General features: G+C 38.3%; 23 protein-coding genes and 1 pseudogene. 14 read left to right on the top strand and 10 right to left on the bottom strand.

The features are described 5' to 3' along the window. The 4 genes from EXE10_RS15445 to EXE10_RS15460 all read right to left on the bottom strand — a co-directional run. Window positions 1-1,281 (bottom strand): Ig-like domain-containing protein (locus EXE10_RS15445; protein WP_130113964.1); only part of this gene is annotated, 1,281 nt, incomplete at its 3' end. Between the two features lie 385 nt (window positions 1,282-1,666). Further along, complete coding sequence (locus tag EXE10_RS15450) at window positions 1,667-3,166, bottom strand: cation:proton antiporter (RefSeq protein ID WP_068974695.1); 1,500 nt, start codon at window positions 3,164-3,166, stop codon at window positions 1,667-1,669. A 221-nt stretch (window positions 3,167-3,387) separates the two neighbouring features. Next, window positions 3,388-4,278: a neutral zinc metallopeptidase gene (locus EXE10_RS15455; protein WP_130113965.1), complete on the bottom strand. Its 891-nt coding sequence runs from the start codon at window positions 4,276-4,278 to the stop codon at window positions 3,388-3,390. A 52-nt stretch (window positions 4,279-4,330) separates the two neighbouring features. Then, a complete protein-coding gene (locus tag EXE10_RS15460; protein WP_068974693.1) occupies window positions 4,331-5,257 on the bottom strand; it encodes a DUF808 domain-containing protein in 927 nt (308 codons plus the stop codon). Window positions 5,258-5,511: 254 nt separating this feature from the next. Here EXE10_RS15460 and trpS point away from each other — a divergent pair, with 254 nt between their 5' ends. Further along, window positions 5,512-6,525: a tryptophan--tRNA ligase gene (gene trpS, locus EXE10_RS15465; RefSeq protein ID WP_068974692.1), complete on the top strand. Its 1,014-nt coding sequence runs from the start codon at window positions 5,512-5,514 to the stop codon at window positions 6,523-6,525. Window positions 6,526-6,984: 459 nt separating this feature from the next. Here the strand turns inward: trpS and lysS are convergent, their stop codons facing one another. Next, window positions 6,985-8,517, bottom strand: coding sequence for a lysine--tRNA ligase (lysS, locus tag EXE10_RS15470; RefSeq protein ID WP_130113966.1), 1,533 nt, complete (start codon window positions 8,515-8,517; stop codon window positions 6,985-6,987). A gap of 136 nt (window positions 8,518-8,653) precedes the next feature. On the opposite strand from lysS, the gene EXE10_RS15475 reads away from it, so the two are divergent. Continuing rightward, complete coding sequence (locus EXE10_RS15475; RefSeq protein ID WP_228256848.1) at window positions 8,654-9,328, top strand: hypothetical protein; 675 nt, start codon at window positions 8,654-8,656, stop codon at window positions 9,326-9,328. A gap of 268 nt (window positions 9,329-9,596) precedes the next feature. After that, window positions 9,597-10,100 (top strand): YqiA/YcfP family alpha/beta fold hydrolase, encoded by a 504-nt coding sequence (locus tag EXE10_RS15480; RefSeq protein WP_130113968.1) that lies wholly within the window; start codon window positions 9,597-9,599, stop codon window positions 10,098-10,100. 314 nt (window positions 10,101-10,414) lie between these two features. Here the strand turns inward: EXE10_RS15480 and EXE10_RS15485 are convergent, their stop codons facing one another. After that, the gene (locus EXE10_RS15485; protein WP_171478511.1) at window positions 10,415-10,951 is read right to left on the bottom strand and encodes an adenine phosphoribosyltransferase; all 537 of its coding nucleotides are present in this window, start codon (window positions 10,949-10,951) and stop codon (window positions 10,415-10,417) included. Between the two features lie 518 nt (window positions 10,952-11,469). On the opposite strand from EXE10_RS15485, the gene rubA reads away from it, so the two are divergent. From rubA to oxyR, 4 genes are all read left to right on the top strand, one after another. Continuing rightward, window positions 11,470-11,634: a rubredoxin RubA gene (rubA, locus tag EXE10_RS15490; RefSeq protein ID WP_068974687.1), complete on the top strand. Its 165-nt coding sequence runs from the start codon at window positions 11,470-11,472 to the stop codon at window positions 11,632-11,634. 102 nt (window positions 11,635-11,736) lie between these two features. Next, window positions 11,737-12,927: an NAD(P)/FAD-dependent oxidoreductase gene (locus EXE10_RS15495; protein ID WP_130113970.1), complete on the top strand. Its 1,191-nt coding sequence runs from the start codon at window positions 11,737-11,739 to the stop codon at window positions 12,925-12,927. A gap of 74 nt (window positions 12,928-13,001) precedes the next feature. After that, window positions 13,002-13,940 carry an esterase EstB gene (estB, locus tag EXE10_RS15500; RefSeq protein ID WP_130113971.1) on the top strand — a complete coding sequence of 313 codons (939 nt, stop codon included), beginning with the start codon at window positions 13,002-13,004 and terminating at the stop codon, window positions 13,938-13,940. 13 nt (window positions 13,941-13,953) lie between these two features. Next, window positions 13,954-14,859, top strand: a complete 906-nt coding sequence (oxyR, locus tag EXE10_RS15505) for a LysR family transcriptional regulator OxyR (RefSeq protein ID WP_068974684.1) — start codon at window positions 13,954-13,956, stop codon at window positions 14,857-14,859. A gap of 163 nt (window positions 14,860-15,022) precedes the next feature. Here oxyR and ppk1 read toward each other — a convergent pair whose 3' ends face one another. Together ppk1 and mtgA are read right to left on the bottom strand one after the other, a co-directional pair. Beyond that, window positions 15,023-17,104, bottom strand: coding sequence for a polyphosphate kinase 1 (ppk1, locus tag EXE10_RS15510; protein ID WP_130113972.1), 2,082 nt, complete (start codon window positions 17,102-17,104; stop codon window positions 15,023-15,025). Window positions 17,105-17,263: 159 nt separating this feature from the next. Continuing rightward, window positions 17,264-17,938: a monofunctional biosynthetic peptidoglycan transglycosylase gene (gene mtgA, locus EXE10_RS15515; protein WP_130113986.1), complete on the bottom strand. Its 675-nt coding sequence runs from the start codon at window positions 17,936-17,938 to the stop codon at window positions 17,264-17,266. Between the two features lie 74 nt (window positions 17,939-18,012). Here mtgA and EXE10_RS15520 point away from each other — a divergent pair, with 74 nt between their 5' ends. Next, window positions 18,013-18,822 carry a rhomboid family intramembrane serine protease gene (locus tag EXE10_RS15520; RefSeq protein ID WP_130113973.1) on the top strand — a complete coding sequence of 270 codons (810 nt, stop codon included), beginning with the start codon at window positions 18,013-18,015 and terminating at the stop codon, window positions 18,820-18,822. Window positions 18,823-19,288: 466 nt separating this feature from the next. After that, window positions 19,289-19,558 (top strand): DUF4282 domain-containing protein, encoded by a 270-nt coding sequence (locus EXE10_RS15525; RefSeq protein WP_068974681.1) that lies wholly within the window; start codon window positions 19,289-19,291, stop codon window positions 19,556-19,558. 238 nt (window positions 19,559-19,796) lie between these two features. On the opposite strand, the gene EXE10_RS15530 is transcribed toward EXE10_RS15525, so the two are convergent. Both EXE10_RS15530 and EXE10_RS15535 read right to left on the bottom strand, forming a co-directional pair. Then, window positions 19,797-20,321 carry a YecA family protein gene (locus tag EXE10_RS15530; protein WP_068974680.1) on the bottom strand — a complete coding sequence of 175 codons (525 nt, stop codon included), beginning with the start codon at window positions 20,319-20,321 and terminating at the stop codon, window positions 19,797-19,799. Window positions 20,322-20,387: 66 nt separating this feature from the next. Beyond that, a complete protein-coding gene (locus EXE10_RS15535) occupies window positions 20,388-20,594 on the bottom strand; it encodes a PA3496 family putative envelope integrity protein (protein ID WP_004722524.1) in 207 nt (68 codons plus the stop codon). 388 nt (window positions 20,595-20,982) lie between these two features. On the opposite strand from EXE10_RS15535, the pseudogene rpoD reads away from it, so the two are divergent. The 5 genes and pseudogenes from rpoD to EXE10_RS15560 form a co-directional block, all read left to right on the top strand. Then, a pseudogene (rpoD, locus tag EXE10_RS15540) lies at window positions 20,983-22,881 on the top strand (RNA polymerase sigma factor RpoD); the annotation flags it as partial. A gap of 132 nt (window positions 22,882-23,013) precedes the next feature. After that, window positions 23,014-23,301, top strand: coding sequence for a YbeD family protein (locus EXE10_RS15545; RefSeq protein ID WP_068974678.1), 288 nt, complete (start codon window positions 23,014-23,016; stop codon window positions 23,299-23,301). A 191-nt stretch (window positions 23,302-23,492) separates the two neighbouring features. Continuing rightward, the gene (gene lipB, locus EXE10_RS15550; protein ID WP_130113974.1) at window positions 23,493-24,152 is read left to right on the top strand and encodes a lipoyl(octanoyl) transferase LipB; all 660 of its coding nucleotides are present in this window, start codon (window positions 23,493-23,495) and stop codon (window positions 24,150-24,152) included. An 80-nt stretch (window positions 24,153-24,232) separates the two neighbouring features. Next, entirely contained in the window at window positions 24,233-24,766 is a 534-nt protein-coding gene (locus EXE10_RS15555; RefSeq protein WP_130113975.1) for a hypothetical protein, read from the top strand. A gap of 3 nt (window positions 24,767-24,769) precedes the next feature. Further along, a complete protein-coding gene (locus EXE10_RS15560) occupies window positions 24,770-25,957 on the top strand; it encodes an iron-containing alcohol dehydrogenase (RefSeq protein WP_130113976.1) in 1,188 nt (395 codons plus the stop codon). Window positions 25,958-26,096: the final 139 nt, after the last annotated feature.

The following is a 26,096-nucleotide window of genomic DNA, read 5'->3' on the forward strand; positions in this document are numbered from 1 at the left end:
ACTTGTACCTGTACCGAATGTGCCTTGTACGGGATCGGTATTGTCCAAGTACTGTGTCGGGGCTGCTGGGGTTTCAGGGGCTGTAACATCTTTTCCTACAATTTCTGTGGCTGGTTTTGATTCATTACCTGACGGATCTGTCGCTGTTGCAATGACTTCTCCACCTTCTTTTAGACCAGGATTCGGCACACTCCATTTACCATCTGTACCCGCTGTAACAGTGGCAGTAGTTTTATCTGGATAAGTCACTGTAACTTCTGAACCAGGCTCTGCTGTACCAGTAATTGGATCTTTTGAACCCGCTTCAATTGGATTTAGCTCAGGCTGATCTGGTGGAGTTGTATCTTTAACCTCTGTAGTTACAGGATCAGACTTATTGCCTGCTGGGTCAGTCGCTACTGCGGTTACTTTTTCACCCTCTTCCAAGCCAGGGTTTACAACCGACCATTTACCATCTGTACCTGCTGTAACAGTGGCTGTGGTTTTATCTGGATAAGTCACTGTAACTTCTGAACTAGGCTCCGCTGTACCTGTAATTGGATCTTTTGAACCCGCTTCAATTAGATTTAGCACTGGTTGATCTGGTGGAGTTGTATCATTAACTTCAGCAGTGACAGGATCAGACTTATTACCCGCTGGATCAGTGACTACCGCAGTGACTTTATCACCATCTTTTAAACCTGGATTCGGCACTGACCATTTACCATCTGTACCAACGGTAGCCGTTACCGTACTGCCATCCGGATAAGTTACAGTGACTTCCGCACCTGCCTCTCCCGTACCTTTAATTGGGTCTTTTGAGCCTGCTTCAATTGGGTCAATTACTGGCTTTACTGGTGCTGTAGTGTCTTTATTATCATCACCATCACTACTACCCGCAATAGCAGCAACCGCTCCAGCACCAACTGCCCCCAATATCCAAGGTACGACAGGAGCAATACCATCATGATAAAGTAGCGGCTCTATAGAATCGATTGGATTATAATTTACAATAACCCCTTCAGGTGTCGTTTCCCCTGGAACAAATAATGATCCATCATTCTCTTGGAAAACAACTGTGTTATCCGCATTATTTTGATTATTATAATAATTCTCTATTGTTATTGTTTCGCCATTTTTTAGTGTGATGACCAATGAATTGCCTTCTCGAACCATTGATTTTACATCGTCTTTTGGAATTTTTAGAATGACGACTGAATTGTCTTGTAAACTAATTTTATTTACACCAACAAGCTCTAATACTTGGTGACTTTCTTTTCCAATGATCGTTATATTTGTCATAATTTTAGCCTTTAAAGTTTATTTTTGATGTGTTCTGGACATTGCTTTTATTTTTAATAAAAGATAGTACAGCAACCGCCATATCTTAAAAATATGACTATTGTCGCACTTTTTATAAATAGTGTGCAAATTTGCACTACAATTCATGTTATTTATTTAATTAGACTTAAATATATTGTTATAAAATAAAGGGGTATTTAATAAAAATTGTTTATTTATTCACATTTTTTTACTTGAATTACAGTATGTAATTTCTCCTTAATCCAGACATTTAAGACCCATATTTATAGAGTCATGGACATAGTAAGTTTATTTTTCCCAAACTTAAATTCTTTCTTTGCAATCCATTCGGCAATAAAAAAGCCACTTAAAAGTGGCTGTTTGTTTAAAAGTTTGCAGGGTTTTCCAATCGCTTAACCTCTTGTGCTTTTTCAGGATGATGTACAGATGCGACACCATCTGAAGACTTTTTATCGACTAAGGCTTCAGGATTATAAATGGTAATCGTCTCATGCCCTTCAGCATCTTCACCAACAATATATTTAATTCCTTTACGGTTCATTTTATTACACATTCTCTGATACCAACCTTTGAATCCTTGTGTTTCTTCATTTGGGTTGTAATAGAACGCATTCATCACCGCAGGCAAGCCTAAACCACAGACCACACCAGATAACAATACACTAATAAATGTATAACCAATTAAGATACTGCTGTAATCACGTAGCTCAGGCACGTTGGCAACAGCTAGGATCAATGCTAAAGAGATCCCTCCTCGTACACCACCCCATGAAAGAATCGCCAAGCTGCCGTTATAGCTTTTTTTACGGAATGATGGGAAAAATGCGAATGATAAAAAGTTTGCGGCGAAACGTGATAAATGCAAAGCAAAGAAAGCAAATATACCACCAAGAATCAAACTAGTACTTAAATCTAAAATAAAGATTTCCAGTCCGATTAGCGTAAATAAGAATGAGTTGATAATCCCTTCAACAGTATGCCAAAAATGATTCACTTCACGAATTTCACGATCTTGTAAAATTTCTTTCCATTTATTACCAACAATCAAACCACCGATCACACAGGCAATTGGTGCGGAAGCATGGGCGAATAGTGCAACTAGATACGAACCACAAGCCAATAAAGCAGTAGTCAAAATAAGTGATTCCATTTCATGCTTACCACGCATAAGACGCAGAATCCCTAAACCAAATGCCCAACCGATAATTACTGCAACGACAATTTCATAAAGGAAGGTTTGTAAGGTTGCCATCAAGCTGAAGTGCTCACCTTCAAGTACATTCAATAAAGTCATAAAGACTGCGATACACATTGCATCGTTAAACAGTGATTCGCCTTCAAGTTTTACCATCAAATGGTGTGGAGCACGCACAGAACTGAGTACGCCTTTAATCCCAATCGGGTCAGTCGCCCCAAGTGCAGAACCTAAAAGTAATAACACGAGAATTGGAACAGGATTGCCAATTAAATATTGGAATCCAAAAACCAAACCAGCAAAAAACACAGCACATAGCAACAAAGCAATCGTCGCTAAAATACTGATTGGTTTCCAATATACTTTTAAGTCAGAAACTTTAAATTTTAATGCTGATGAGGTCAGAATGAAGCAGATCACCCCATTGACTAAAAAATCATAAAAATCAATATGACGAACGGCTTCTTCAATATTGTGAATATTGATAGAAATAAATTGGTTGCCATTCAGCAAACTTGCTCCCCATTGCAATATGAAGACAAAAATTGCTGAAACGATGGGAACGCCAATCGCCTGCGGGAAACCTAATATTCGCTTATTAAAAATTGTTGTTGCGATAGAGAGTGCAAATACGACCGTAAAGACCTGAAGAAAAAAATAATTGCCCATTTGAAACCTTTTTCTATTTAGATATAACTACACATCAAACACTCAATCATTTCTTAGTAAAATATAAAATAATAGACCATTTAACAAACGCTATAATTGTACAAAAAAACTTTAAATCTGCCTTTTGCTAGTTATATTTTTTAACATAAAAATTTGAACTAAGCGCTAATTTAAAAGAAAAAAGAGCTAATCTTAGCTCTTTTTTCTTTCTTATACTCGGATTAATTAAAGGTATCGCAACGATCAATATCACCTGATTTTAAGCCTGTGTTAAACCATTGCATACGCTGTTGACTCGTCCCATGCGTAAAACTGTCTGGTACAGCATAGCCACGTGCTTTTTTCTGTAAAAAGTCATCGCCAATTTTTTCAGCAGCATCCATTGCCTCTTCAATATCACCTTGTTCAAGGAACTGAGTCCGTTGATGTGTGCTATTTGCCCAAACACCTGCCAAACAGTCCGCTTGTAACTCTAAACGCACAGATAACTGGTTACCCTGAGCTTCACTTACACGTTGGCGTTGTTGTTGGACTTGTCCAGAAATACCCAATATATTTTGGATATGGTGCCCAACTTCATGTGCGATCACATAAGCTTGTGCAAAATCACCTGCTTCATCTCTTGCAGAAAGCTCTGTTTGATTCTGCTCACCAGAGATGCCCATCTGTTGACGCATATCTTTAAAGAACTGGGTATCAATATATACTTTTTGATCTGCTGGACAATAAAAAGGTCCCATCGCAGATTGTGCAGCACCACAGCCTGACTGAATAGCTCCACTAAACATCACCAATTTGGGTGAAACATATTGCACACCTTTCGCCTTTAAAATAGGCGTCCACGTGTCTTCTGTATCCGCCAAAATTGTTCCAACAAAATCGGATACTTCTTTTTGTTCAGGTGTAAGACTGGTGGGCGCAGCACCCTGAGTTGCACCTGATGACGTGACTTGTTTGGTAGCTTGATAAGCTTGTTGTGGATCTACACCGAAAAACTTCCAAGCAACAAATGCAACGATCAAACCGATGATACTAATACCACCTGCTTTAGCTCCCCCACCGCCACGGCGATCTTCTACATTGTCACTGACACGACGTCCTTTCCAACGCATAGTTCTGTCCTTTTTATTTTAAATTGCTTGTAGTTTACGATGTTTTATTCAATTATGCAGTGGTTGATTTACCACGAATTTTTTGAATAAGATTAACCACTAACAATACAATAAGTCCTGCCACAATACCAATCACCATATTGATTAAAGTCGGTGCAAGCGCTCCAATAATACTGCCCACAGTTGGGATATGCTCAATATGATCAACGGTTTCTTCAGTCCAGTGATGTAAAGATGAAACAGCATGGGTAATAATCCCGCCACCAACCAAGAACATTGCAATCGTTCCAACAATCGTCAATGTCTTCATCAACTTTGGTGCAAATGCCAATAATCCACGACCAATTGTTTGTTTTAAACTTGAAGCTTGTTGGGTTAAATACAAACCAAGATCATCAATTTTAACAATCATTGCGACAAAGCCATAAACGCCCACTGTCATGAAAATTGCGATCACAGATAAAACCATAACTTTCGTACCGAAAGTTGCGGCAGCGACAGTACCTAAAGAAATCACTACAATTTCAGCTGAAAGAATAAAATCTGTACGAATTGCTCCTTTGATTTTATCTTTTTCAAAAGTCGCTAAATCTGTTTCAATTTGCTCCAATTCTTCCTGCGCTGCTTCTTCAGTTTTGGCTTTTTTATGATGTAGGCTATGTAAAACTTTTTCCACACCTTCATAACACAGGAATAAACCACCGATCATTAGCAAAGGATTGATTAACCATGGTGCAACCACACTGATCAATAATGCCAAGGGAACAAGAATTAATTTATTGACAAAAGAGCCTTTGGCAACGCCCCATACCACTGGCAGTTCACGCTCAGATCGTACACCACTGACTTGTTGCGCATTGAGGGCTAAATCATCCCCCAAAACACCTGCTGTTTTCTTTGCCGCCATTTTACTCATGACTGCAACATCATCTAATACTGCCGCAATATCATCTAATAATATTAATAAACTACTCGCCATTATTTTATCCGAAGTTTTTAGTTATATAGAAACGGCTCACCTTTCAACAAAGTATTGCCAATAAATTTGATCCATTTTAAATTGAAAAATTATTTTTCTATAGATTTTTTTGTAGATTTTTAGCCTAATCTGATCGTGAATCATTACAAAACAAGTTCTATATCAATTTTCGCTGACATTAAAATTAATTATCTCGTACAATACTTCCCATTCATAAAACACGACTGTCTTAAACGAAGACTTTGGAAGCGATAATGACGAATCAAGATAATCGTCCTGTGATTTTGACAGGTGACCGTCCTACAGGACAACTACACTTGGGACATTTTGTAGGTTCTTTACGCTCACGAGTAGGCTTACAAGATTCTCATCATCAACATCTTCTACTCGCTGATGCACAGGCTTTAACAGATAATGCCGATAACTTTGAAAAAGTTCGTCGTAACATTATCGAAGTCGCAACTGATTATTTGGCTGTAGGTATTGACCCAACCAAAACAACGATTTGTGTTCAATCATGCTTACCCGCACTGAATGAACTGACTATGTTGTATTTAAACTTTGTGACTGTTTCACGTTTAGAACGTAATCCAACCATTAAAGCTGAAATTCAATTGCGTGGTTTTGAACGTGATATTCCTGCTGGCTTCCTCTGCTACCCTGTTGCTCAAGCAGCAGACATTACAGCATTTAAAGCAACTGTCGTTCCTGTCGGTGATGATCAAATTCCAATGATTGAACAAACCAACGAAATCGTTCGTCGTTTGAACCGTCAAATTGGGCACGATGTACTACCTGAATGTAAAGTCTTACTTTCAAATATGAGTCGCTTACCAGGTTTTGATGGTAAGGCAAAAATGTCGAAGTCTTTGGGTAATACCATCGTTCTAGATGCAACAGACAAAGACATCAAAAAAGCAGTGAATGCAATGTATACCGATCCAAACCATCTTCGTATTGAAGATCCGGGTCAAGTGGAAGGCAATATTGTATTTACCTACTTAGATGCTTTTGATCCAAACAAAGAAGAAGTTGAAGAACTGAAAGAACATTATCGTCGTGGTGGTTTAGGCGATGGTACGGTGAAAAAACGTCTTGAGGGTGTGCTAAAAGAATTGATTACACCAATTCGTGAACGTCGTATGGAACTTGCAAAAGATCCAGACTACATCATGGATATCTTGAAAACGGGTACTGATAAATGCCGTATCATTACTCAAGATACTTTAGATGAAATCAAAAATGGTTTGGGTGTGTTTCATTTTTAAGTGATACAGCAAATACAGTTTGAATGAATAGAAAGCCACTAAATTTAGTGGCTTTTTTATTTTTCACTCACATAACAATAGATACGCGAAAACGTCATCCGCAACGTGTTTGAGGCAGGACTAAATATAACAGGTAATGTTTCTGCGATACATTAATCAAAAGATGGTAGTAGACGAGTTTTGCGGTGAGAAGCGAAGCTTCGCAAGATGGTTTCCTTGCGCAGTTTCACTGCTCATTTTCCCGAAAGAAAAGTAGGTCGAGCCGAAGGCTAATTCCTTAATTAAAACCTTAGATGTAAAACTCCGCCGAGTAAGCTTTAAAATAGTTTAAAGAAGCGTCTTTATTTGAAATGCGTAACATCATTTACTAATAAAACCTTAAGCCATCATGAATTGAAAAATTTATGAGGGCAATAAAAAAGCCACTGAATTCAGTGGCTTTTTTTACATTAAATCAAATTAAGGGTTTGTTTTAATACGCATATGCGGGAATAAAATCACATCACGAATACTTGGTGCATTGGCAAACAGCATAACCAAACGGTCAATACCAATACCCTCACCAGCTGTAGGAGGTAAACCATATTCTAAAGCTTCAATAAAGTCCGCATCGAAATGCATCGCTTCATCATCACCCGCATCCTTTTCCGCAACTTGCGCTTGGAAACGTTCAGCTTGATCAATTGGATCATTTAACTCTGAGAAGCCATTTGCCAACTCACGACCACCAATGAAGAATTCAAAACGATCCGTAATGTGCGGATTATCATCATTACGACGTGCCAATGGAGAAGTTTCCGCTGGATATTCAGTAATGAATGTTGGTTGACGTAATTGAGTTTCAACCGTTTCTTCAAATACGATGGTTTGAAGTTTACCTAAACCAAAACCTGGTTTTACTTGCTCTTTCAATTCTTCACGAACGAAGTTTGCAAGAAACTCACGATCTGCAACATTTTCAGGGGTGAAGCTTGGGTTATGTTCAAGAATCGCATCAAACATTGAAATCTTCTTGAATGGGCCTTTGAAGCTATAGACTTCTTCACCATAAGGCACATCAGTTGAACCTAAGATATCGATTGCCAATTTTTCAAGCATACTTTCAGTCAAAGCCATTAAGTCTTTGTAGTCTGCATAAGCTTGGTAGAATTCGATCATGGTGAATTCTGGGTTATGACGTGTAGAAACACCTTCATTACGGAAGTTACGGTTAATTTCAAATACACGCTCAAAACCACCAACCACTAAACGTTTTAAATAAAGTTCAGGTGCAATACGTAAGAATAAAGGCATATCCAATGCATTGTGATGTGTTTCAAATGGACGCGCAGACGCACCACCTGGAATCACATGCATCATAGGGGTTTCAACTTCCATGAAACGTTCATTGATTAGGTAATTACGAATACCAGAAATCACTTTCGCACGAACTTCAAAAGTTTTACGTGTTTCTTCATTCACAATTAAGTCTAAATAACGTTTACGATACTTTACTTCTGTATCTGTTAAGCCATGGAATTTATCTGGAAGCGGACGAAGTGATTTGGTCAACAATTCAAAATGTTCAATATGCACATATAAATCGCCTTTACCTGAACGACCGATATAGCCTGAAACAGCGATAATGTCACCCAAGTCTAAACTTTTTACAGTTTCTAAAACTTCAGGAGCAAGCTCTTTACGTGGTACATAAAGTTGAATACGACCAGTCATGTCTTGAATCACGATGAATGAACCACGGTTCAACATCACACGACCCGCTACAGAAACATGAACTTGCTCACCAGCTTCAATTTCTTCTTTTGATTTTTCAGCGAATTGATCTTGCAAATCTTGCGCATAATGTTCACGTTTGAATGCGTTTGGCCATGGGCTAACACCAGTTTCCTTGGCGTGATCTTGGATTTGCTTTAACTTGGCATGACGCTGTGCAATTAAATCGTTTTCGGAAATGTGTTGTTCAGAAGTCGATTGAGCGTTATGTTGCGTCATCTCTGCCTCGATTATATTAAAAAACGGAAGTTGCATAGCATAGCAGATTTACAACATAATGCGTATGAATATAACTCAACGAAGCATTTAAAAATTAAAAAATATGAATAAATACTGGCATGGATTCGCCCGAAGTATGATTATTCTTGGTGTTTTATTCTGTTCAACAGTGGTGACTGCGGAACAGATCATCGTCATGAGTAATACGCGCAAAGATCTTCCAATGAAGATCGAAACAACGAATATCTCTAACCAGGGGTATGTTTGGCAATTTGAAATCATTCTAAATCAAAATACCCGCCAAGTACAAGCCAAACTCTTAAATCCAAATCCCAACAAAAGTATGCTCAATACGAGAGCATTGGAAATTGCTAAAAAAATTACCTTAGATCAGTTACCGCAGGTCAATAATGATTTTCAAAATAGAGTGCTTAACTCAGATGAAAATACCATTGCCAGAACGCAATACTATTATGGGAAATACACTTTATTTATTAAATTCCCTGAATCCGTGCAGTATGCGGTAAAACCTAATTTTTCACATTTACAAAGTGCACTTGAACCCTTCTGTAATCGCCAACAAGACAACAAACTGAGATTTGATGAGCAAGGTGATATTCAAATCAATGCCAAACTGTTTGTAAATACTCAAGGTCAAATTCAAAATATTCAATATATTCCAGTGATTGCACCTAAAATTAGCAATATCCTCGAACCTTTAGTTAAAAAAATTCGTTTTTACCCACGCAATGAATATGGAATTCTAAAGTCATTTTCCATCGAACAACCACTGATCATTCAATGCCATTGAATAAAATATTCATAAGTCTAATTTTGACGCTTTTTTCTGATCAAACTTAAAACAATGATTAAAATTTTATTTTAAAATCAATATAATAAATAATTTTCAATAAAATAAATAATATTTACTTCAGCACACCTTAGACCAATAGCTAAGTTATAAAAACAGCAGAGCTGATTACACTACAAGAATACAAATTTAGTGGAAATGGAACGTTTTATATTTCCTTAACACTATTTCTATCTTTGTGAATAAAGACAGTATGAATGCGATAACAATGAACAGTGAAAATACTAAAATTCTATTTCTACATGGACTTGATTCTTCAAAAGAATCAACAAAGTTTCATGCCATTCAGTCTGGAAAAAAATACTGTATCGAGATCGACTACCGTAATTTAAATTATAAAACTGTCGAAAATCTCTATCACGATATTATCGAAAAAATTAAGCCTGATTTATTGATCGGACATAGTTTAGGTGCGTATTGGGCATTAAAAATGTCGCAAAGTCACCACATCCCAACCATTATTGCCAATCCAAGTCTGAGCCCTGACTTTCGCACAGATTACCCTGCGATTAATGAACATGATTTAGAGCATGATATTCCGCAGATCGCATATATTGAACTGGGTGATGAGGTACTCAACATGTACCGAGTTGCTGAACAACTTGAACCTTATATGCAAGTAGAAACCGTTGAAGGCGGGCACCATCGCCTTGCTCAGCCTGAAAACCTCAATCGCTTGATTGAGTATATGCAACATACGTTTATTGATTAATTTTTATTAGATCTCTTGCTTAAGTTGGAAAATGTTCAAATTTTAGAGTCAAAACATATCAAAAAGAATATTGGGAGTTCCTTCTCCCTTTGGGAGAAGGCTAGGATGAGGGTGTTAAAGTAGAAAACCTCTCCCTTGCGCAGTAGTACTGCTCATCTCCTGAAAGGAGAGGGAACATTCAATATTGATTCAAATCTTGCCGAAATTAACTTTCGCAAGAGGTCTATTGATTATAATAATTTTAAATCATCAAGACTGAAATGCAGCGCATAAAAAAGCCTTGTATCAACAAGGCTTTTCGTATCAAAAAACAATTAAGCAACCGCTTCTTCAACAGGTTTAGACGCTTCATCTAACACAGACCAAACTGTCATACCCAAATCTTTATGCAAATCTGGAAGATCAAGGAAAATACTTGCACCTAGCACAGTATGTTCGCATTTACTCATCAACTGTTTAACCGCTTTCAATGTACCACCAGTTGCCAATACATCATCCACAATAATCACTTTTTGTGGTTCGATGTCAGCAGACATTTCCAAACGATCTAAACCATATTCTAAGCTATAACCCACACCAATCACTGGAGGTGGTAACTTACCTGCTTTACGAACGAGCAATAAACTTTTGCCAGTACGTTGCGCCAACAAACTTGCCAATACAAAACCACGCGCTTCTACAGCAACAAAACTATCTACTTCCGCCAATTGCTCGGTTGGAATACTTGCAATGAGTGCATCAGTCAATTCAACCAAATTGTTCATAAACAATGGAGTTAAATCATAAAAACAAATACCTGGTTTTGGAAAATCTTGGACAGTACGGATACTTGACCACAAAACAGTAGACATGTTCATAATAAGGGAGAGCTGTAAAGGAAAAGGAATACGTGAATTTTACTACTTTTTAACCAAAAAAGACAGTTTGACTCAGACACTTAAATATTTCATAAATGTAAGTTATTGATATTATTGATGCCATTTTTATACAAAATAATGGGTATAGAAAATAGCCATTATATTTTAAGCTTTTAAGCACATGTTTTCTGCTAGACCTTAGTCGAAACACCATGATTTAGCATATATTTTAAACAAATATAAAATTTAAAACAAAAACTCTAAACCCGTACTATTTGAATTGTTAGACAATTTATCAAAAAATTAGCTTAATCAACAGCGCTTTTGGCCTTTACTGCCATACAGCTTTTAAATAAGTCATATAAACTGCGATATTACTTTACATTAGGTATAGAACTGCGTAAAAATTTAAGCAAATATGTACCTTTTTTGCATATTCATTGAGTCAGAGCAGTAGATGGAATTTTACTGACAGAGTATAAAAAATCGCCTGTCAGAAATTGGAGAATCAGATGAAGAAGTATCAATGCATCGTTTGTGGTTGGATTTATGACGAAGCAGAAGGTTGGCCACAAGATGGCATCGTAGCAGGTACCAAATGGGAAGACATCCCAGATGACTGGACTTGCCCAGACTGCGGTGTTTCTAAAGCAGACTTTGAAATGGTAGAGATCTAACAGATTACGTAAAGACCATGTTTACATGGTCTTTTTTATGTGTATTTCTACAATAATAATCAATTAATATTCACTCTTATTTAAATGTGTATGGAGAAAGATATGCAACCAATCGTCATCATCGGTTCTGGCATGGCGGGTTATACCCTTGCAAGAGAATTTCGTAAATTAGATACTGAACAAGAATTGGTAATGATTTGCGCAGACGATGCGGTGAATTATGCAAAACCGACACTTTCAAATGCCCTTGTTGGTAAAAAAGCACCCGAGCAAATTGGCTTAGGTGATGCTGAAAAAATGAGTACGCAACTCAATATGCGTATTGAAAAAGAAACTTGGGTGAAAAATATTGATGCAGCAAAACATGAACTCAGCATCGAAAAAGATGGACTAGTTTCAACCCAAGCCTATTCGAAATTGATCCTTGCTGTAGGCGCAAATCCAATTCATCTTGCAATCGCAGGTGATGGAAGCGATGACATTCATGTGGTTAACTCATTAATCGACTACCGCGCTTTCCGTGAAACGCTAGAAAACTGTAGTACCGGTGAGTGTGGCAATAAACGAGTTGTGATCTTGGGCGCAGGCTTAATTGGTTGTGAATTTGCCAATGACTTACAAAATACAGGGCATCAAGTCACCGTGATTGATCTCGCACCACAACCACTCGGTCGTTTATTGCCAAGTCATGTAGCACAAGCATTTAAACAAAATCTTGAAGAATCAGGCATTAAATTTGTACTCGGTACGACTGTTGAAAAAGTATCTAAAGCAGCTCAAGGCTACATCGTATCATTGGCAAGTGGTCAATCATTACCCGCGGATGTCGTACTTTCAGCAGTCGGTTTACAGCCCAATATTGCTTTAGCAAAAGAAGCCGAAATTAATACCAGCCGTGGTGTAATTACCAATACTTTACTCGAAACCAATCAAGCAGATGTATTTGCCATTGGTGACTGTGCTGAAGTCAATGGAACGCTTCTTCCATTTGTCATGCCGATCATGCAACAAGCGCGTGCTTTGGCGAAAACACTCAGTGGGCAGTCGACAAATGTACACTACCCTGCGATGCCTGTTGCCGTAAAAACGCCAGCTGCACCATTAACAGTTCTCCCTGCTCCAATTGATGTTGAAGTAACTTGGGAAAATGAAGAATTTGATGACGGTATGTTGTCTAAAGCAACCGATGCTGAAGGTACCTTACGCGGTTTTGTGCTTTTAGGTGCAACTGCAGGCAAACAACGTCTAACATTAACTAAACTTGTTCCAGACTTGATTCCTGCAGCAGTTTAAGGTTTAAATAGCGAGGATATTTTTTAATCAAGAAATTTATCTACTAAAAAATATCCTCGCTTAGGAAAATAAAAATGAATAGCGCACTTCAATTTCAAGTTTCACCGTATGCTTCTTTTATGAAAGAAACCAAAGTCGATTTAGGCAATGGTATCCAACTCCATATTGAAACAGGTGGTAATCCTGAACATCCGACGATTTTATTGATCATGGGTTTGGGTGCGCAAATGTTGTTTTGGCCTGATTTTTTCTGTAAATCTCTAATTGATCAAGGCTTTCATGTAATTCGCTTTGATAATCGTGATATTGGCTTATCTTCTAAAATTCGCCACAAAGGGCCACGTTTAAATTCTTACAAACTGATGAGCCGTTTTGCACTCGGTTTACCCAATGATGGTGCGCCATATAACCTTTTCGATATGGCAGATGATGTTGCGCACTTGATTGATCGTCTAGGTTTAAGCAAAGTTAGCATTTTAGGTGCTTCAATGGGTGGCATGATTTCGCAAATTGTCGCGGCTAAATATCCAGAAAAAATTGAAAAAGTCGGTTTGTTATTTACCAGTAATAACCAACCTTTGCTTCCGCCACCATTTCCAAAGCAACTCTTTAGTCTAATAGGCAAACCACCTTCACGAGATGAAGATGGGATCGTGAGCCACTCACTCAAGATATTTCAAACAATTGGTTCACCTGGCTACATCAATCAAGTTGATGCAATTCAGACAGCAAGAAAATTATATCGTCGTAGTTATCATCCAGCGGGTGTACTTCAACAGTTTTTAGCAATATTATGTACAGGTTCCTTACTAAAATTGGATAAACAGATTAACAAGCCAACTTTAGTGCTTCACGGCTCTAAAGATCGCTTATTACCTCCAAGTCACGGTAAGGCTGTTGCAAGAGCAATTAAAGACGCAAAATTTGAATTAATTGAAGGAATGGGGCATGATATTCCACCGCATTTTGTTCCTCAAATTAGCGGCTTGTTTGCACATCACTTTAAATCATAAGCATTAGGACACTATGGCTGCATTACCATCCCTACGACAGCTGTCATACTTAGTGACATTGTCTGAGACGTTGCACTTTACTGAAGCAGCGCGCCGTTCGTTCGTCACTCAGTCCACTTTATCTGGTGGTATTATGGAGTTAGAACGTTTATTGGGTGGCGTACTCGTAGAACGTGATCGCCAAAACGTACGTTTAACTCCACTTGGTGAGCAAGTTGTTGCCCGAGCTCGTGTTCTCCTCGCCGATGCACAAGACTTAATGCGTTTAAGTCGTGAAATGAGTGAACCTTTAACGGGTGATTTGCATTTAGGGATTATCCCGACGATTGCACCATTTATTTTGTCGCAACTTTTAGAAGAAGTGCATAAGCAACTTCCAAAGATTCAATTGCATTTGCATGAAGCACAAAGTGAAAAGATTGTCGAAAAACTTGAGCACGGTAATCTTGATGTAATCATGTTGGCTTTGCCATTCGACACGCGTGGTTTAAAAGTTGCTGAAATTGCCAAAGAAGACCTTTTCTTGGTCTGCAACAGAGCAGATCAGAATGCGATCAATGCACGTAGCTTAGATGATCTAGATCTTTCCCATTTAATGTTATTGGAAGAAGGTCATTGCTTACGTGATCATACTCTAAGCGTTTGCCCAATCGGTGAACGTAAAAATGATCACCGTTTAAAAGCAAGTTCTTTACCTACACTGGTGGAAATGGTCAGCTCAAATTTAGGCTATACCCTACTTCCTGAAATTGCGATTCATGCGCACATGTTAAAGAACAATGATCAGATTGTGGTTAAACCAATTGAGAATGCTCCATCACGTACGCTAGCTTTGGTGACACGTAAAAGTACACCATTACAAAGTGAATTTGATGTCTTGGTACAAATTCTACAAAAAATTATGGCGAATTTGCACTAATCAATATGCATAAAACAAAAGGAGCCAAATTTGGCTCCTTTTGTTTTTTCTAAATCATGCGCTGTTTTGTTAATACACAAATAAAAAAGCATAACTCATTTTATAAAGCCCCCCTCATCTAGAGGGAGCTTTAACAAATGCACTTGATTTGATCTATAGCAACCTACGCTGAGAAATGCTCAACCAGCGTTTGTTGCGCATTATAGGGTGTTTCACCATCTTTCAGTTGAGCGCGCAACCACGTACCATCACCTTGGAGTAACCATGCTTGCGTATTATCTTTGAGATAATTCACTAAACCTTGTTGATAGATACGCTTCTTCAACGCAGGATCTTCTATCGGGAAGCAGACCTCTACACGATTGAATAAGTTACGATCCATCCAATCCGCACTTGAACAATAAATTCGCGCATTACCATTATTTCCAAAATAATAAACACGGGTATGTTCAAGGAAACGCCCTACAATCGAACGGACACGAATATTTTCAGAGAGGTTCGGCAAGCCTGGACGCAAGCAACAAATTGAACGAATCAGTAAATCAATTTGTACACCTGCTTGCGATGCTTCATATAACTTATTGATCAACTGCACTTCTGTTAATGCATTCACTTTGACAATAATTTGTGCAGGTTTACCTGCTTTAGCATTGGCAATTTCTTCATCAATAAACGCAACCAATTGCGCATGCAAAGTGAACGGTGCATGTAGAAGCTTTTTCAACTTCGGCATTTTCCCCATACCCGTAAGTTCTTGGAAAATACGATGTACATCTTCACACAACTCTTTGTCAGTGGTCATCAAACCGTAGTCAGTATAGATTCGTGCATTGGTTGCATGATAGTTACCTGTACCTAAATGGACATAGCGAACCAATTTATTATTCTCGCGGCGTACCACAAGGATCATTTTTGCATGGGTTTTATATCCCACGATCCCGTAAACAACGACTGCACCCGCTTCTTGCAAAACATTAGCCACTGCAATATTTGACTCTTCATCAAAACGCGCACGTAGCTCAATCACTGCGGTAACTTCTTTACCATTGCGCGCTGCTTCTGCAAGCACCTGAACAATCTCAGAGTCTGCGCCACTACGGTATAACGTTTGTTTAATCGCTAAGACTTGCGGATCACGAGCCGCCTCACGTAGTAGGTTAATGACTGGTGCAAAAGATTCAAACGGATGGTGTAGTAGAATGTCTTGCTTCTGCATAGCTGAAAAAATATTTTCAGACTTTTTCAAAACTTTTGGAATTGCAGGTACATGCGAGTCATAACGCATATGAGGACGTTTGAAGTTAGAGACCAAACGCGCCAAATTCACTGGACCATCAACCTTATAAAGTTGAGTTTCTTCTAAATCGAATTCATCCAATAAATAATCATAAATATGTTCAGGACAATTCTGCGTTACTTCCAAACGCACAGCACGACCAAAACGACGTGAACTTAATTCGCCTTTAAGTGCCTTGGCTAAGTCTTCAACATCTTCATTTAAAGCCAAATCAGCATTACGTGTCACACGGAACTGATAACAACCTGTCGCTGTCATTCCAGGGAACAAGTCAGAAACATGTTCGTGAATAATCGCTGAAAGCATCACAAAATGCTCTTTACCACCTGTCAATTCATCAGGCAAACGAACCACACGTGGTAGTGAACGAGGTGCGGGAACAACCGCTAAATCAATCTGACGACCAAAGGCATCTTTACCTTCTAAGGTTACAATGAAATTTAAGCTTTTATTCACCAAACGCGGGAACGGATGCGCAGGATCTAGACTAATCGGGGTTAAAACAGGAGCAACTTGCTCTTGAAAATATTTTTTAATCCACACTGATTGCGCAGGGGTTAATTCACCACGACGCAGGAAGCAAATATCTTCTTCACGAAGCTTTGGAAAAATTTCATCATTGAGAATACGATACTGACGCTCAATCGCTTCATGTGCAGTTTTTGAAATTTGATCCAAGACTTGTTTTGGCGTTAAACCATCTGGAGAACGACTTTCATTACCGAGCGTTAATTGCTCCATCATTCCAGCAACGCGAATTTCAAAAAACTCATCCATATTGCGAGAGAAAATCAATAGGAAATTCATACGCTCAAGCAAAGGATGGATTGGATCTACAGCTTGTTCTAATACGCGTAAATGAAAATCCAAAATCGACAGTTCACGATTGATATATCGTTCATTATAAGAATATTCTGTAGGTGTTGTCGTCGTCACTGCGGTGTTCATGCAATCAACCTGCATCAAAAAAATGTCATAATTCTAGTATGCTTCAATTTTGTGACAATTTCATAAAAATAACTTTTATTCCTAAAAAAAGCACAAAAAAATGTGCTTTGATCTACTTTTTACAAAACTATTTTAAAAACATCATTTTGCGCTTTAATTTCAATCTGGAATCCGCGTATAACGCATATATTTTAAAACCATGCGCTTACGATAAAGTAATTTTGAATCATTGTGATGATCTTGATAATACTTTGGATTTGGCAATAACACTGCTAAAAATGCAGCTTGTTCCCGAGTTAATGACTTTGAACTTTTCCCGAAATAATGTTGCGCCGCTGCTTCCACACCATAAATATGATCACCAAACTCAACAGAGTTCATATAGACCTCGAGAATACGGCGTTTCGTCCACATCCGCTCCATCATTGCTGTGGCAATGGTTTCCTGCCCTTTACGCAGATATGAACGGCGATTATAGAAAAATAAGTTTTTCGACAATTGTTGCGAAATCGTTGAACCACCTGCAACCACTTTGTCTTTTTTCAGATTCTTCTGCAACGCATTTTCAATCCCGTCCCAATCAAAACCATGATGGTCAATGAATCGCGCATCTTCTGCTGCAACGATTGCATGCTTAAAATTATCACTGATCTGATCATAATCACGCCATTCATGCTGAATTGGCTTAAAGTCCGAGAAGTAAGTCCAACGCATAAATATCGTGGTTTCAACATCATGCGTACGCCAATAGACTAGACTTGAAAAAATCCACAACTGAATAATCACCAAAATACTGACAATGATTAACAAAGCACGAACAATAAAAGCTTTCATGTCAGCCATTTACTCCGAAAAATCTGATGTTTCATGTTAAGCTGAATAAATCTATAAAAAAGCTAAGCAATAGCATGTCAAATTCACAAGATTATTCAACATCTAGCCCAATTAAAAACCTGGGAAAAATAACCCTCTTACTGATTATTATCAATGTCGGATTATTTGCCATCCAAGTGCTTTCAGGGGTTAATATTACTGATCCTACAACATTGGATGCACTGCGTTGGGGTGCTGATTATGCACCTTTAACTTTCCTAGAGGAACCATATCGTTTATTTAGCAGCATGTTTTTTCACTTCGGCATTCTGCATTTAATGATGAATATGTGGGCACTTTATATCTTTGGTGATGTTGCAGAAAAAACCTTTGGACGCTTTTACTTTTTGGGGCTTTATTTGCTTGCTGGGTTAATGGGTAGCTTACTCAGTGGTTATCTCGACATTCGTAACAGCTATGAGCTTCTACAGAGTTTTGACCAAAAACTGATTCCTCACGTATCTGCGGGTGCATCGGGTGCAGTAATGGGACTTGGGGGTGCATTGACCCTACTCTCACTCTTTCCACCAACACCGCATCAACGATTTATTCTCGATAAACGCTCATTACTCACAGTCTTGGCAATCAACTTAGCATTTGGATTTTTCACTTCTGGAATTAACAATGCCGCACATATTGGTGGCATGATCATGGGCGCAGTTTTAGCACTACTGTGGTATCTCAACCAAAGAGCCAAAGCCAATCATGTGGTCAATATCATCATATTAATCATCGGTGTGATCGCCACTTATGGTGCATATTTATATTGCCAACATCTCATTCAACCGATTAGCCCACTATGGCAAGAAGCTGTAGCACAAATGCGGAATCAATTTAGTTTCTAGTCTAATTTTGAATGGTCGTTATCCACTTATTAGAAATACCATTGAAACTTTTAGAGCCGAATAGCATAGTTATGCTGCTAAAATAACACCGTATGTACGCCTAAAAGTTTCAATCACTCAGTTTAATGGCCCATTCTCTTATTCAATATGTAATTCAACAGTGAGCACTATCTAACACCCAAGAGAATGACCATGTTTTTAAAGCTCCAGTAAAATTAAAATCCAAATGACTTTTACACAGATGCTATTACAAATATATCCCCGTCTAGAAAATCACAAAAAAACCTACTTAATAATATGATATTATTAAGATTTAATAAAACAATATAAACATGGTAAATCTATACTAATCAATGAAAATTGATTCATCAAAAAAACTGCACTAATATCACCTCGTGTATTTTTTAAACACTTATAAAACTTAATGCACATCTCAGCATATTAATAATATAAATAGGTATTTCATATGAATAATTTACTCACCCTAAACGACATGCTTACCCCGAAAATCGTGACTGTACTTTACTGGTTAGGCTTAATCGGTGTAGTGATTGCAGCTTTATCCACTTTATTTGGCTTTGGTTACGGTGCATACGCTGGCTTTTTTAGTCGCCTAATCAGCGCTGTACTTATTTTAGTTTTTGGTGGTTTAGCAGTCCGTGTTTATTCTGAACTTTTAATTGTTATTTTCAGAATCCATGAAAATTTGAAAAAAATTGCAGACCGCCAACCGTGATGACTAAGTTAAGTTCTGTTCAAGATTGATCTAGTTTTATGGTGTATATAGCTAATATTTACAAGAGCGCTTCAATCAATCAAGAACAAAAAAAGCATGTGACCTAAAGTCGCATGCTTTTTTTAATCTGATTTACAATCGATCTAATACATAAGCTACCGATTACAACAGTGCAAGATATTTCTTACGCAGTTGTATAGATACTTGAGCCACGACTGTAGCGGCACAAGATGTATCCTTAAGCAGGCGTATGATACATGAGATAGATTTCGTTCAAATTCTCAGGAATTTCTTCCGCGATTTCGTCCATCAACTGACCATTACGACGGAAAGATTCCATTTGTGGATCTTCATCATCAATACCACTGAATACCATCATAGGCAAAGTCAAATCAACGATTTGCTCTTCAAATTCAGGCGCAAACCAAGCTTCTTCATTTAAGAACATCGCATCAACAAAACCAACGCTCCAGTCACCTAAGCTCGATTCTACTTCTGCTTCTTCAATTTCAAAAGGAAACTCAATCCCTTCTTCATTGGCCAAGTTTTGGCGAAGCGCTTCTAACCAAGCTTTTACTTGAGCAATAATTTCAGCTGGGACTTTCTTTTGATTGTTGTCAAACAGCTCTTCAAGCCATTTATCAAAATGAGGACCCACAGCAATTGCACATAAAAAACCATGTGTCGCTGCAAAATCTAGACCAAACTCATTTTGGTCACCATCTAGATAATCGCTCAGTAGGTCTAAATCTAAAGCACTCATTTTGTTTCCACTATCTCTATATCAGGTTGAAGCATAGCATTTTCACATACTATGCCTAAAGCATTTTTAATCTTCGTCGTCGAAATCATCGTCATCGTCGATGTCATAATCAAAGTCTTTTAAGTCTTTTTCTAAACGACGTTGTGCAAGTAAATCATCGATCAAACGTCGCTTTTCTAAAGATTCTTTGGCGCTAATTTTGCTTGATGACTCATCGAAACTCACATCATCATCACCGTAGTTATCATCTAGTTCAAAATCTGTCGAAGACACTAAAACTACCTCATAATGAAAAAAATTGAATGGGTCTAGGCGCTATTTATCTGTCTTATAAAAACTTGTCAAGTTTTATTTGTATTTTTAACATATAAAGTTGAAATTAGGCTTTTTTATTCCCCACTTTTATGCCATGATATAATCCACCTTACGTTTTACTGTTTGATGACATTTTAAAGTCATTTTGAATAGCTAATCGTATGGAATGATCTTGAAAATAACAATTTCACCTCCATTTATTTCATTGAATTTACATACTCAACATTTTATCGGAACAGTTCTTAGCTGATGATTCTGATGGATTGAGTGCGCTATTCATAAAGATATTTCAATAGATTGTGCATGAGTTGCATAGTTTGACTGCCACAGATTCAACCAAAAGAGAGTAAAGATGAGCGAAATGAATTCCCCTACTTCGCAAGTAGCGGCTCTTATTAGCCGAGGCAAAGAACAAGGTTACTTAACTTACGCTGAGGTTAACGATCATCTTCCAGACTCAATCACTGAAAGCGAACAGATTGAAGACATTATTCAAATGCTTCAAGACGTGGGTATTCCTGTACATGAGCGCGCGCCAGAAACTGATGACACCATGTTTGAAGGAAATAATGAAGGTGGTGATGAAGTTGCAGAAGAAGAAGCTGCTGCCGTACTTGCCTCTGTAGAAAATGAACCTGGTCGTACCACTGACCCTGTCCGTATGTATATGCGTGAAATGGGTACAGTTGAGCTTTTGACACGTGAAGGCGAAATTAGCATCGCAAAACGTATCGAAGAAGGGATCCGTGACGTTCTACATTCAATTGCGTACTGGCCAAATGCGGTAGAAGTTGTTTTACAAGAATATAAAGATTACGAAACAGGCGAACGCCGTCTTGCTGATATTTTATCAGGTTATCTTGACCCTGAAACTGATGAGGAAATCCCTGAAGTTTTAGAAGAAGAATCTGAAGAGATTGATGAGGAAGAAGCGTCTTCAAATAAGCCGACCAAAGATGTGAAGTTGGATGATGATGACGAAGAAGAAGAGTCAGGCGATAGCGATGACGATTCTGAAGGTGAATCTGGTCCAGACCCTGAAATTGCCAAAATGCGTTTTGAAGAATTAGAAACAGTTTGGAATACTGCAAAATCAACAATTGCTCAACATGGTCGCAATAGTGCGCAAGGTGTTGAAGCAATGGAAGCGCTTGCAACTGTATTCATGATGTTCAAATTCACACCACGCTTATTTGATATTATTTCAGAAATGATTCGTGGTACACATGAGCAAATCCGTACTTCTGAACGTGAAGTGATGCGTTATGCCGTGCGTCGTGGTCGTATGGATCGTACGCAATTCCGTACATCATTCCCAGGTCAAGAATCTAATCCTGCTTGGTTAGATGAACAAATTGCAAAAGCACCGGCTGAGCAAAAAGGTTATTTAGAAAAAGTTCGTCCTGACGTATTGGCATTCCAACAAAAGATTGCGGATATTGAAAAAGATCTTGATCTAAACGTTAAAGAAATTAAAGACATTTCTAAACGTATGGCGATTGGTGAAGCCAAAGCACGTCGTGCGAAAAAAGAAATGGTTGAAGCCAACTTACGTTTAGTAATTTCGATTGCGAAAAAATACACCAACCGTGGTCTACAATTCCTTGATTTGATTCAGGAAGGTAACATCGGTTTGATGAAAGCCGTAGATAAGTTTGAGTACCGTCGTGGTTATAAATTCTCAACTTATGCAACTTGGTGGATTCGTCAGGCGATTACCCGTTCGATTGCAGATCAGGCGCGTACTATTCGTATTCCAGTACACATGATCGAAACCATTAACAAGATCAACCGTGTATCTCGTCAATTACTTCAAGAAATGGGTCGTGAACCTACACCTGAAGAATTGGGCGAACGTCTAGAAATGGACGAAGTCAAAGTTCGTAAAGTGCTTAAAATCGCCAAAGAACCGATTTCGATGGAAACGCCAATTGGTGATGATGAAGATTCGCACTTGGGTGACTTCATTGAAGACAGCAACATCACATCACCTGTCGATGCTGCAACTTCAGAAGGCTTAAAAGAAGCGACTCGTGAAGTTCTTGAAAACTTGACTGAACGTGAAGCAAAAGTATTGAAAATGCGTTTTGGTATCGACATGCCAACCGACCATACTTTAGAAGAAGTGGGTAAACAGTTTGACGTAACACGTGAGCGTATCCGTCAGATTGAGGCGAAAGCATTGCGTAAATTACGTCATCCTTCTCGCTCTGAACACTTACGTTCATTCTTGGAAAATGATTAATTTTTAAACTTAAATAATCAATCTGCGAATACTTTGGGGACTTGAAAACTTATCGAGTAACCCCATTAAGTATTTAAGAGAAACACAATGCCTGCACTCTTGCAGGCATTGTTAATAGATTAGAGGTGAAACATGTTAGACCGCACTCCATCTCGTGAACTCCGTGAAGATCTTTGGGTTTTTCCAATGGATTATCCAATTAAACTGATTGGTAATGCGGGTGAAGAATTGCGTGGTGCTGTGATTGAGATTTTGGTAAAACATTTTCCAGAATTCGATGAAGCATCATTGGCTGTACAACCTTCACGTACAGGCAAATACCATTCGATTACAGCTCAGTTACGCTTTGAAGAACTAGAACAAGTTCATGCGCTTTACGCTGATCTTGCTGCTTGCGAACATATTCGTACAGCACTGTAATTTGAAATGATAAAAAGACACGTCGCTATGGCGTGTTTTTTTATGTTTAAATTCTCTGATAAGAAAAACATTGCAAAATATAAAGTTATTTTATGAATGATAATTTCTTTACATAATCATTGCGCTGCCCCATTCGCATAAAACTTCTTTATAATGAATTTTATTTACATCTATTTTAAGGACACCAATCCGTGAACGATGCTGTTCTAAAACCCCATCTGATCATCCGCGAATACCAAGAATTAACTCCTTATGCTGATCGCTTTCAGGAAATGAAAAGTTTTACGGAACAGCGTGATGAAAACTCTCCTGATCAACTTTGGATTTTGCAACATCATGATGTATTAACCCAGGGGCAAGCTGGAAAACCTGAACATATCCTGATGCATACCGATATTCCTGTGGTACAGTCAGATCGTGGTGGGCAAGTCACTTGGCATGGGCCTGGGCAAATGGTGATTTATTTCATGTTCGATTTGAATCGTTTAAAATGGAATGTCCGCAGCTTGGTCACTTATGCAGAAAATTTGATGATTGATCTGCTGAAAAAATACAACATTCAAGCCTATGCAAAACCCGATGCGCCTGGGGTCTATGTCAATGAACGAAAAATTGGCTCATTGGGATTTAAAATCCGCAAAGGTCGCAGTTATCACGGTTTGGCACTGAATATTGACTGTAACCTAGATGGTTTTCATACCATCAACCCATGTGGCTATGCGGGTTTGGAAATGGTGCGGATTTGTGATTTAATGGAAAATTATCCAAAATTCAATCAATTGGCAGATGATGTCAGCACATATTTTAAAGAAAGTGGTTTTTTTAATGACGTAGAAGTCATTTCACAATAAAGCACTTCCCTTTTGCACAAAAACAAATTAGAGTAAATACTCTAAATTATAAATATTAACTCAAATGAAGGGATAAGCGAGTGATTTCAAGTAAATCTGTAAAACCCGGTTTAGAACAAGCCTATGTCAAACTCATGATGGACGTGATTGGCAGAGGCTTGGTCATGGCGAGCCAAGTTGATGATGAAATTAGACATGAAGTATCTAAATTCCCTGTCGGCTTTGTACTTTCAATGAAAGTTTTTCCAAATGGAGCATCTTTTGTTGCCAAAGTGAATGAAAAACATCAGTTGGAACTGGTGACTTCTTTGCAAGGCAAACCTGATCTCACCATTACGTTTAAACATATACACCATGCATTTTTAGTGTTTTCATTTCAGGAAAGCACCTCACAAGCTTTTGCCAATGACCGTATGATCGCTGATGGAGATTTATCCAATGCGATTCGTTTGGTCCGTTGCTTAAATAAAATGGAAGCATTAATTTTACCCAAAATGGTTGCAGAACTTGCAGTTAAAGAATATCCAACTGAACTCAGCCTAAAAGAAAAATTATCAGGTGCAGCGAATATTTATCTCAAAGTTGCCCAATCATATTTAAAAAGGAGTGCATAACGCATGGCTGCTAAACCGTATTACGAATTTTTTTGTCCTGTAAAAGTCATTGCTGGTCATGCTGCACTTGAACATATTCCTTATGAATTATCATCACTGGGTGCAAAACGCCCGATGATCATTACTGACAAAGGTGTACGTGCCAACAACCTACTTGCACCGATTGAAGCAGCATTTACCTCGACAGATGTTGAAATCAGTTTTATTTTTGATGATGTTCCGCCTGATTCAAGTTTAGAAACCGTACGTGCTGTTGCACAAGCTTATCGTACCAACAACTGTGATGCGATCATCGCTGTAGGTGGCGGTTCAGTGATTGACACATCTAAAGCAGCCAATATTTTGGTGACTGAAGGTGGTGATGACCTGACAAAGTATTCAGGCGCGCACAATCTACCACGCCCACTGAAACCTTTTTTTGTGATTCCAACCACATCAGGAACAGGCTCTGAAGTGACCATGGTTGCTGTGGTTTCGGATAATCAGAAAAATGTCAAAATGCCTTTTGCATCGAATTATCTCATGCCAAATGCAGCCATTTTAGATCCACGCATGACACAAACCTTGCCACCGCATCTCACAGCGATGACAGCAATGGATGCAATGACCCATGCAGTTGAAGCTTATACGTGTATGGCGGCGAATCCTATTTCAGATGCTTATGCAACTGCTGCAATTAAAAAAGTCAGCGCAAGCTTATTTAATGTTTTAGACAATCCAACCGATGCCGATGGTCGTTTAGAACTGGCTCAAGCTTCAACAATGGCAGGCATTGCATTCTCCAATGCAATGGTCGGTTTGGTACATTCACTGGGGCATGCACTTGGTGCAGTTGCACACTTGCCACATGGTTTATGTATGAACCTATTCTTGCCGTATGTGTTGGAATTCAATAAAGAAGTCAATGGTCATAAAATCGCTGATTTATTATTACCACTTGCAGGTGCGGATATTTATGCGCAAACCCCTGCCAATCAACGTGCAGACAAAGCGATTGCCTATATCAATACCATGCGTGACCGTATTTATGCTTTAACCAAATTACCACGTACTTTGAGCGAAACAGGTAAAATCACTAAAGAACAATTGGATGAGGTTGCAGACAAAGCTCTAAATGATGGTTCGATTATCTATAATCCGAAAGAAGCTACATTTAAAGACCTTAAATCTATTTTAGAAAAAGCTTGGTAATTGTTGAAAAATAAGCCAATATAAGCTGTAAATAAGCCTGATGTTTTCGAACATTGGGCTTTTCATTTATAGAAGAAAATTTCTGCGCTTTTTTTATACCAAGTGGCATATTTTCTGCTAAAAAAAAGCGTAAAGTTAC

It is taken from the genome of Acinetobacter sp. WCHAc060033 (genome assembly GCF_004209125.1).
Lineage (GTDB): Bacteria > Pseudomonadota > Gammaproteobacteria > Pseudomonadales > Moraxellaceae > Acinetobacter > Acinetobacter wuhouensis.

Excerpts from the sequence above, each read along its gene's own strand:
- EXE10_RS15450 (WP_068974695.1), bottom strand. The coding sequence starts at position 3,166 with ATGGGCAATTATTTTTTTCTTCAGGTCTTTACGGTCGTATTTGCACTC.
- EXE10_RS15455 (WP_130113965.1), bottom strand. The coding sequence starts at position 4,278 with ATGCGTTGGAAAGGACGTCGTGTCAGTGACAATGTAGAAGATCGCCGT.
- EXE10_RS15460 (WP_068974693.1), bottom strand. The coding sequence starts at position 5,257 with ATGGCGAGTAGTTTATTAATATTATTAGATGATATTGCGGCAGTATTA.
- trpS (WP_068974692.1), top strand. The coding sequence starts at position 5,512 with ATGACGAATCAAGATAATCGTCCTGTGATTTTGACAGGTGACCGTCCT.
- lysS (WP_130113966.1), bottom strand. The coding sequence starts at position 8,517 with ATGACGCAACATAACGCTCAATCGACTTCTGAACAACACATTTCCGAA.
- EXE10_RS15475 (WP_228256848.1), top strand. The coding sequence starts at position 8,654 with ATGATTATTCTTGGTGTTTTATTCTGTTCAACAGTGGTGACTGCGGAA.
- EXE10_RS15480 (WP_130113968.1), top strand. The coding sequence starts at position 9,597 with ATGAACAGTGAAAATACTAAAATTCTATTTCTACATGGACTTGATTCT.
- EXE10_RS15485 (WP_171478511.1), bottom strand. The coding sequence starts at position 10,951 with ATGTCTACTGTTTTGTGGTCAAGTATCCGTACTGTCCAAGATTTTCCA.
- rubA (WP_068974687.1), top strand. The coding sequence starts at position 11,470 with ATGAAGAAGTATCAATGCATCGTTTGTGGTTGGATTTATGACGAAGCA.
- EXE10_RS15495 (WP_130113970.1), top strand. The coding sequence starts at position 11,737 with ATGCAACCAATCGTCATCATCGGTTCTGGCATGGCGGGTTATACCCTT.
- estB (WP_130113971.1), top strand. The coding sequence starts at position 13,002 with ATGAATAGCGCACTTCAATTTCAAGTTTCACCGTATGCTTCTTTTATG.
- oxyR (WP_068974684.1), top strand. The coding sequence starts at position 13,954 with ATGGCTGCATTACCATCCCTACGACAGCTGTCATACTTAGTGACATTG.
- ppk1 (WP_130113972.1), bottom strand. The coding sequence starts at position 17,104 with ATGAACACCGCAGTGACGACGACAACACCTACAGAATATTCTTATAAT.
- mtgA (WP_130113986.1), bottom strand. The coding sequence starts at position 17,938 with ATGAAAGCTTTTATTGTTCGTGCTTTGTTAATCATTGTCAGTATTTTG.
- EXE10_RS15520 (WP_130113973.1), top strand. The coding sequence starts at position 18,013 with ATGTCAAATTCACAAGATTATTCAACATCTAGCCCAATTAAAAACCTG.
- EXE10_RS15525 (WP_068974681.1), top strand. The coding sequence starts at position 19,289 with ATGAATAATTTACTCACCCTAAACGACATGCTTACCCCGAAAATCGTG.
- EXE10_RS15530 (WP_068974680.1), bottom strand. The coding sequence starts at position 20,321 with ATGAGTGCTTTAGATTTAGACCTACTGAGCGATTATCTAGATGGTGAC.
- EXE10_RS15545 (WP_068974678.1), top strand. The coding sequence starts at position 23,014 with ATGTTAGACCGCACTCCATCTCGTGAACTCCGTGAAGATCTTTGGGTT.
- EXE10_RS15560 (WP_130113976.1), top strand. The coding sequence starts at position 24,770 with ATGGCTGCTAAACCGTATTACGAATTTTTTTGTCCTGTAAAAGTCATT.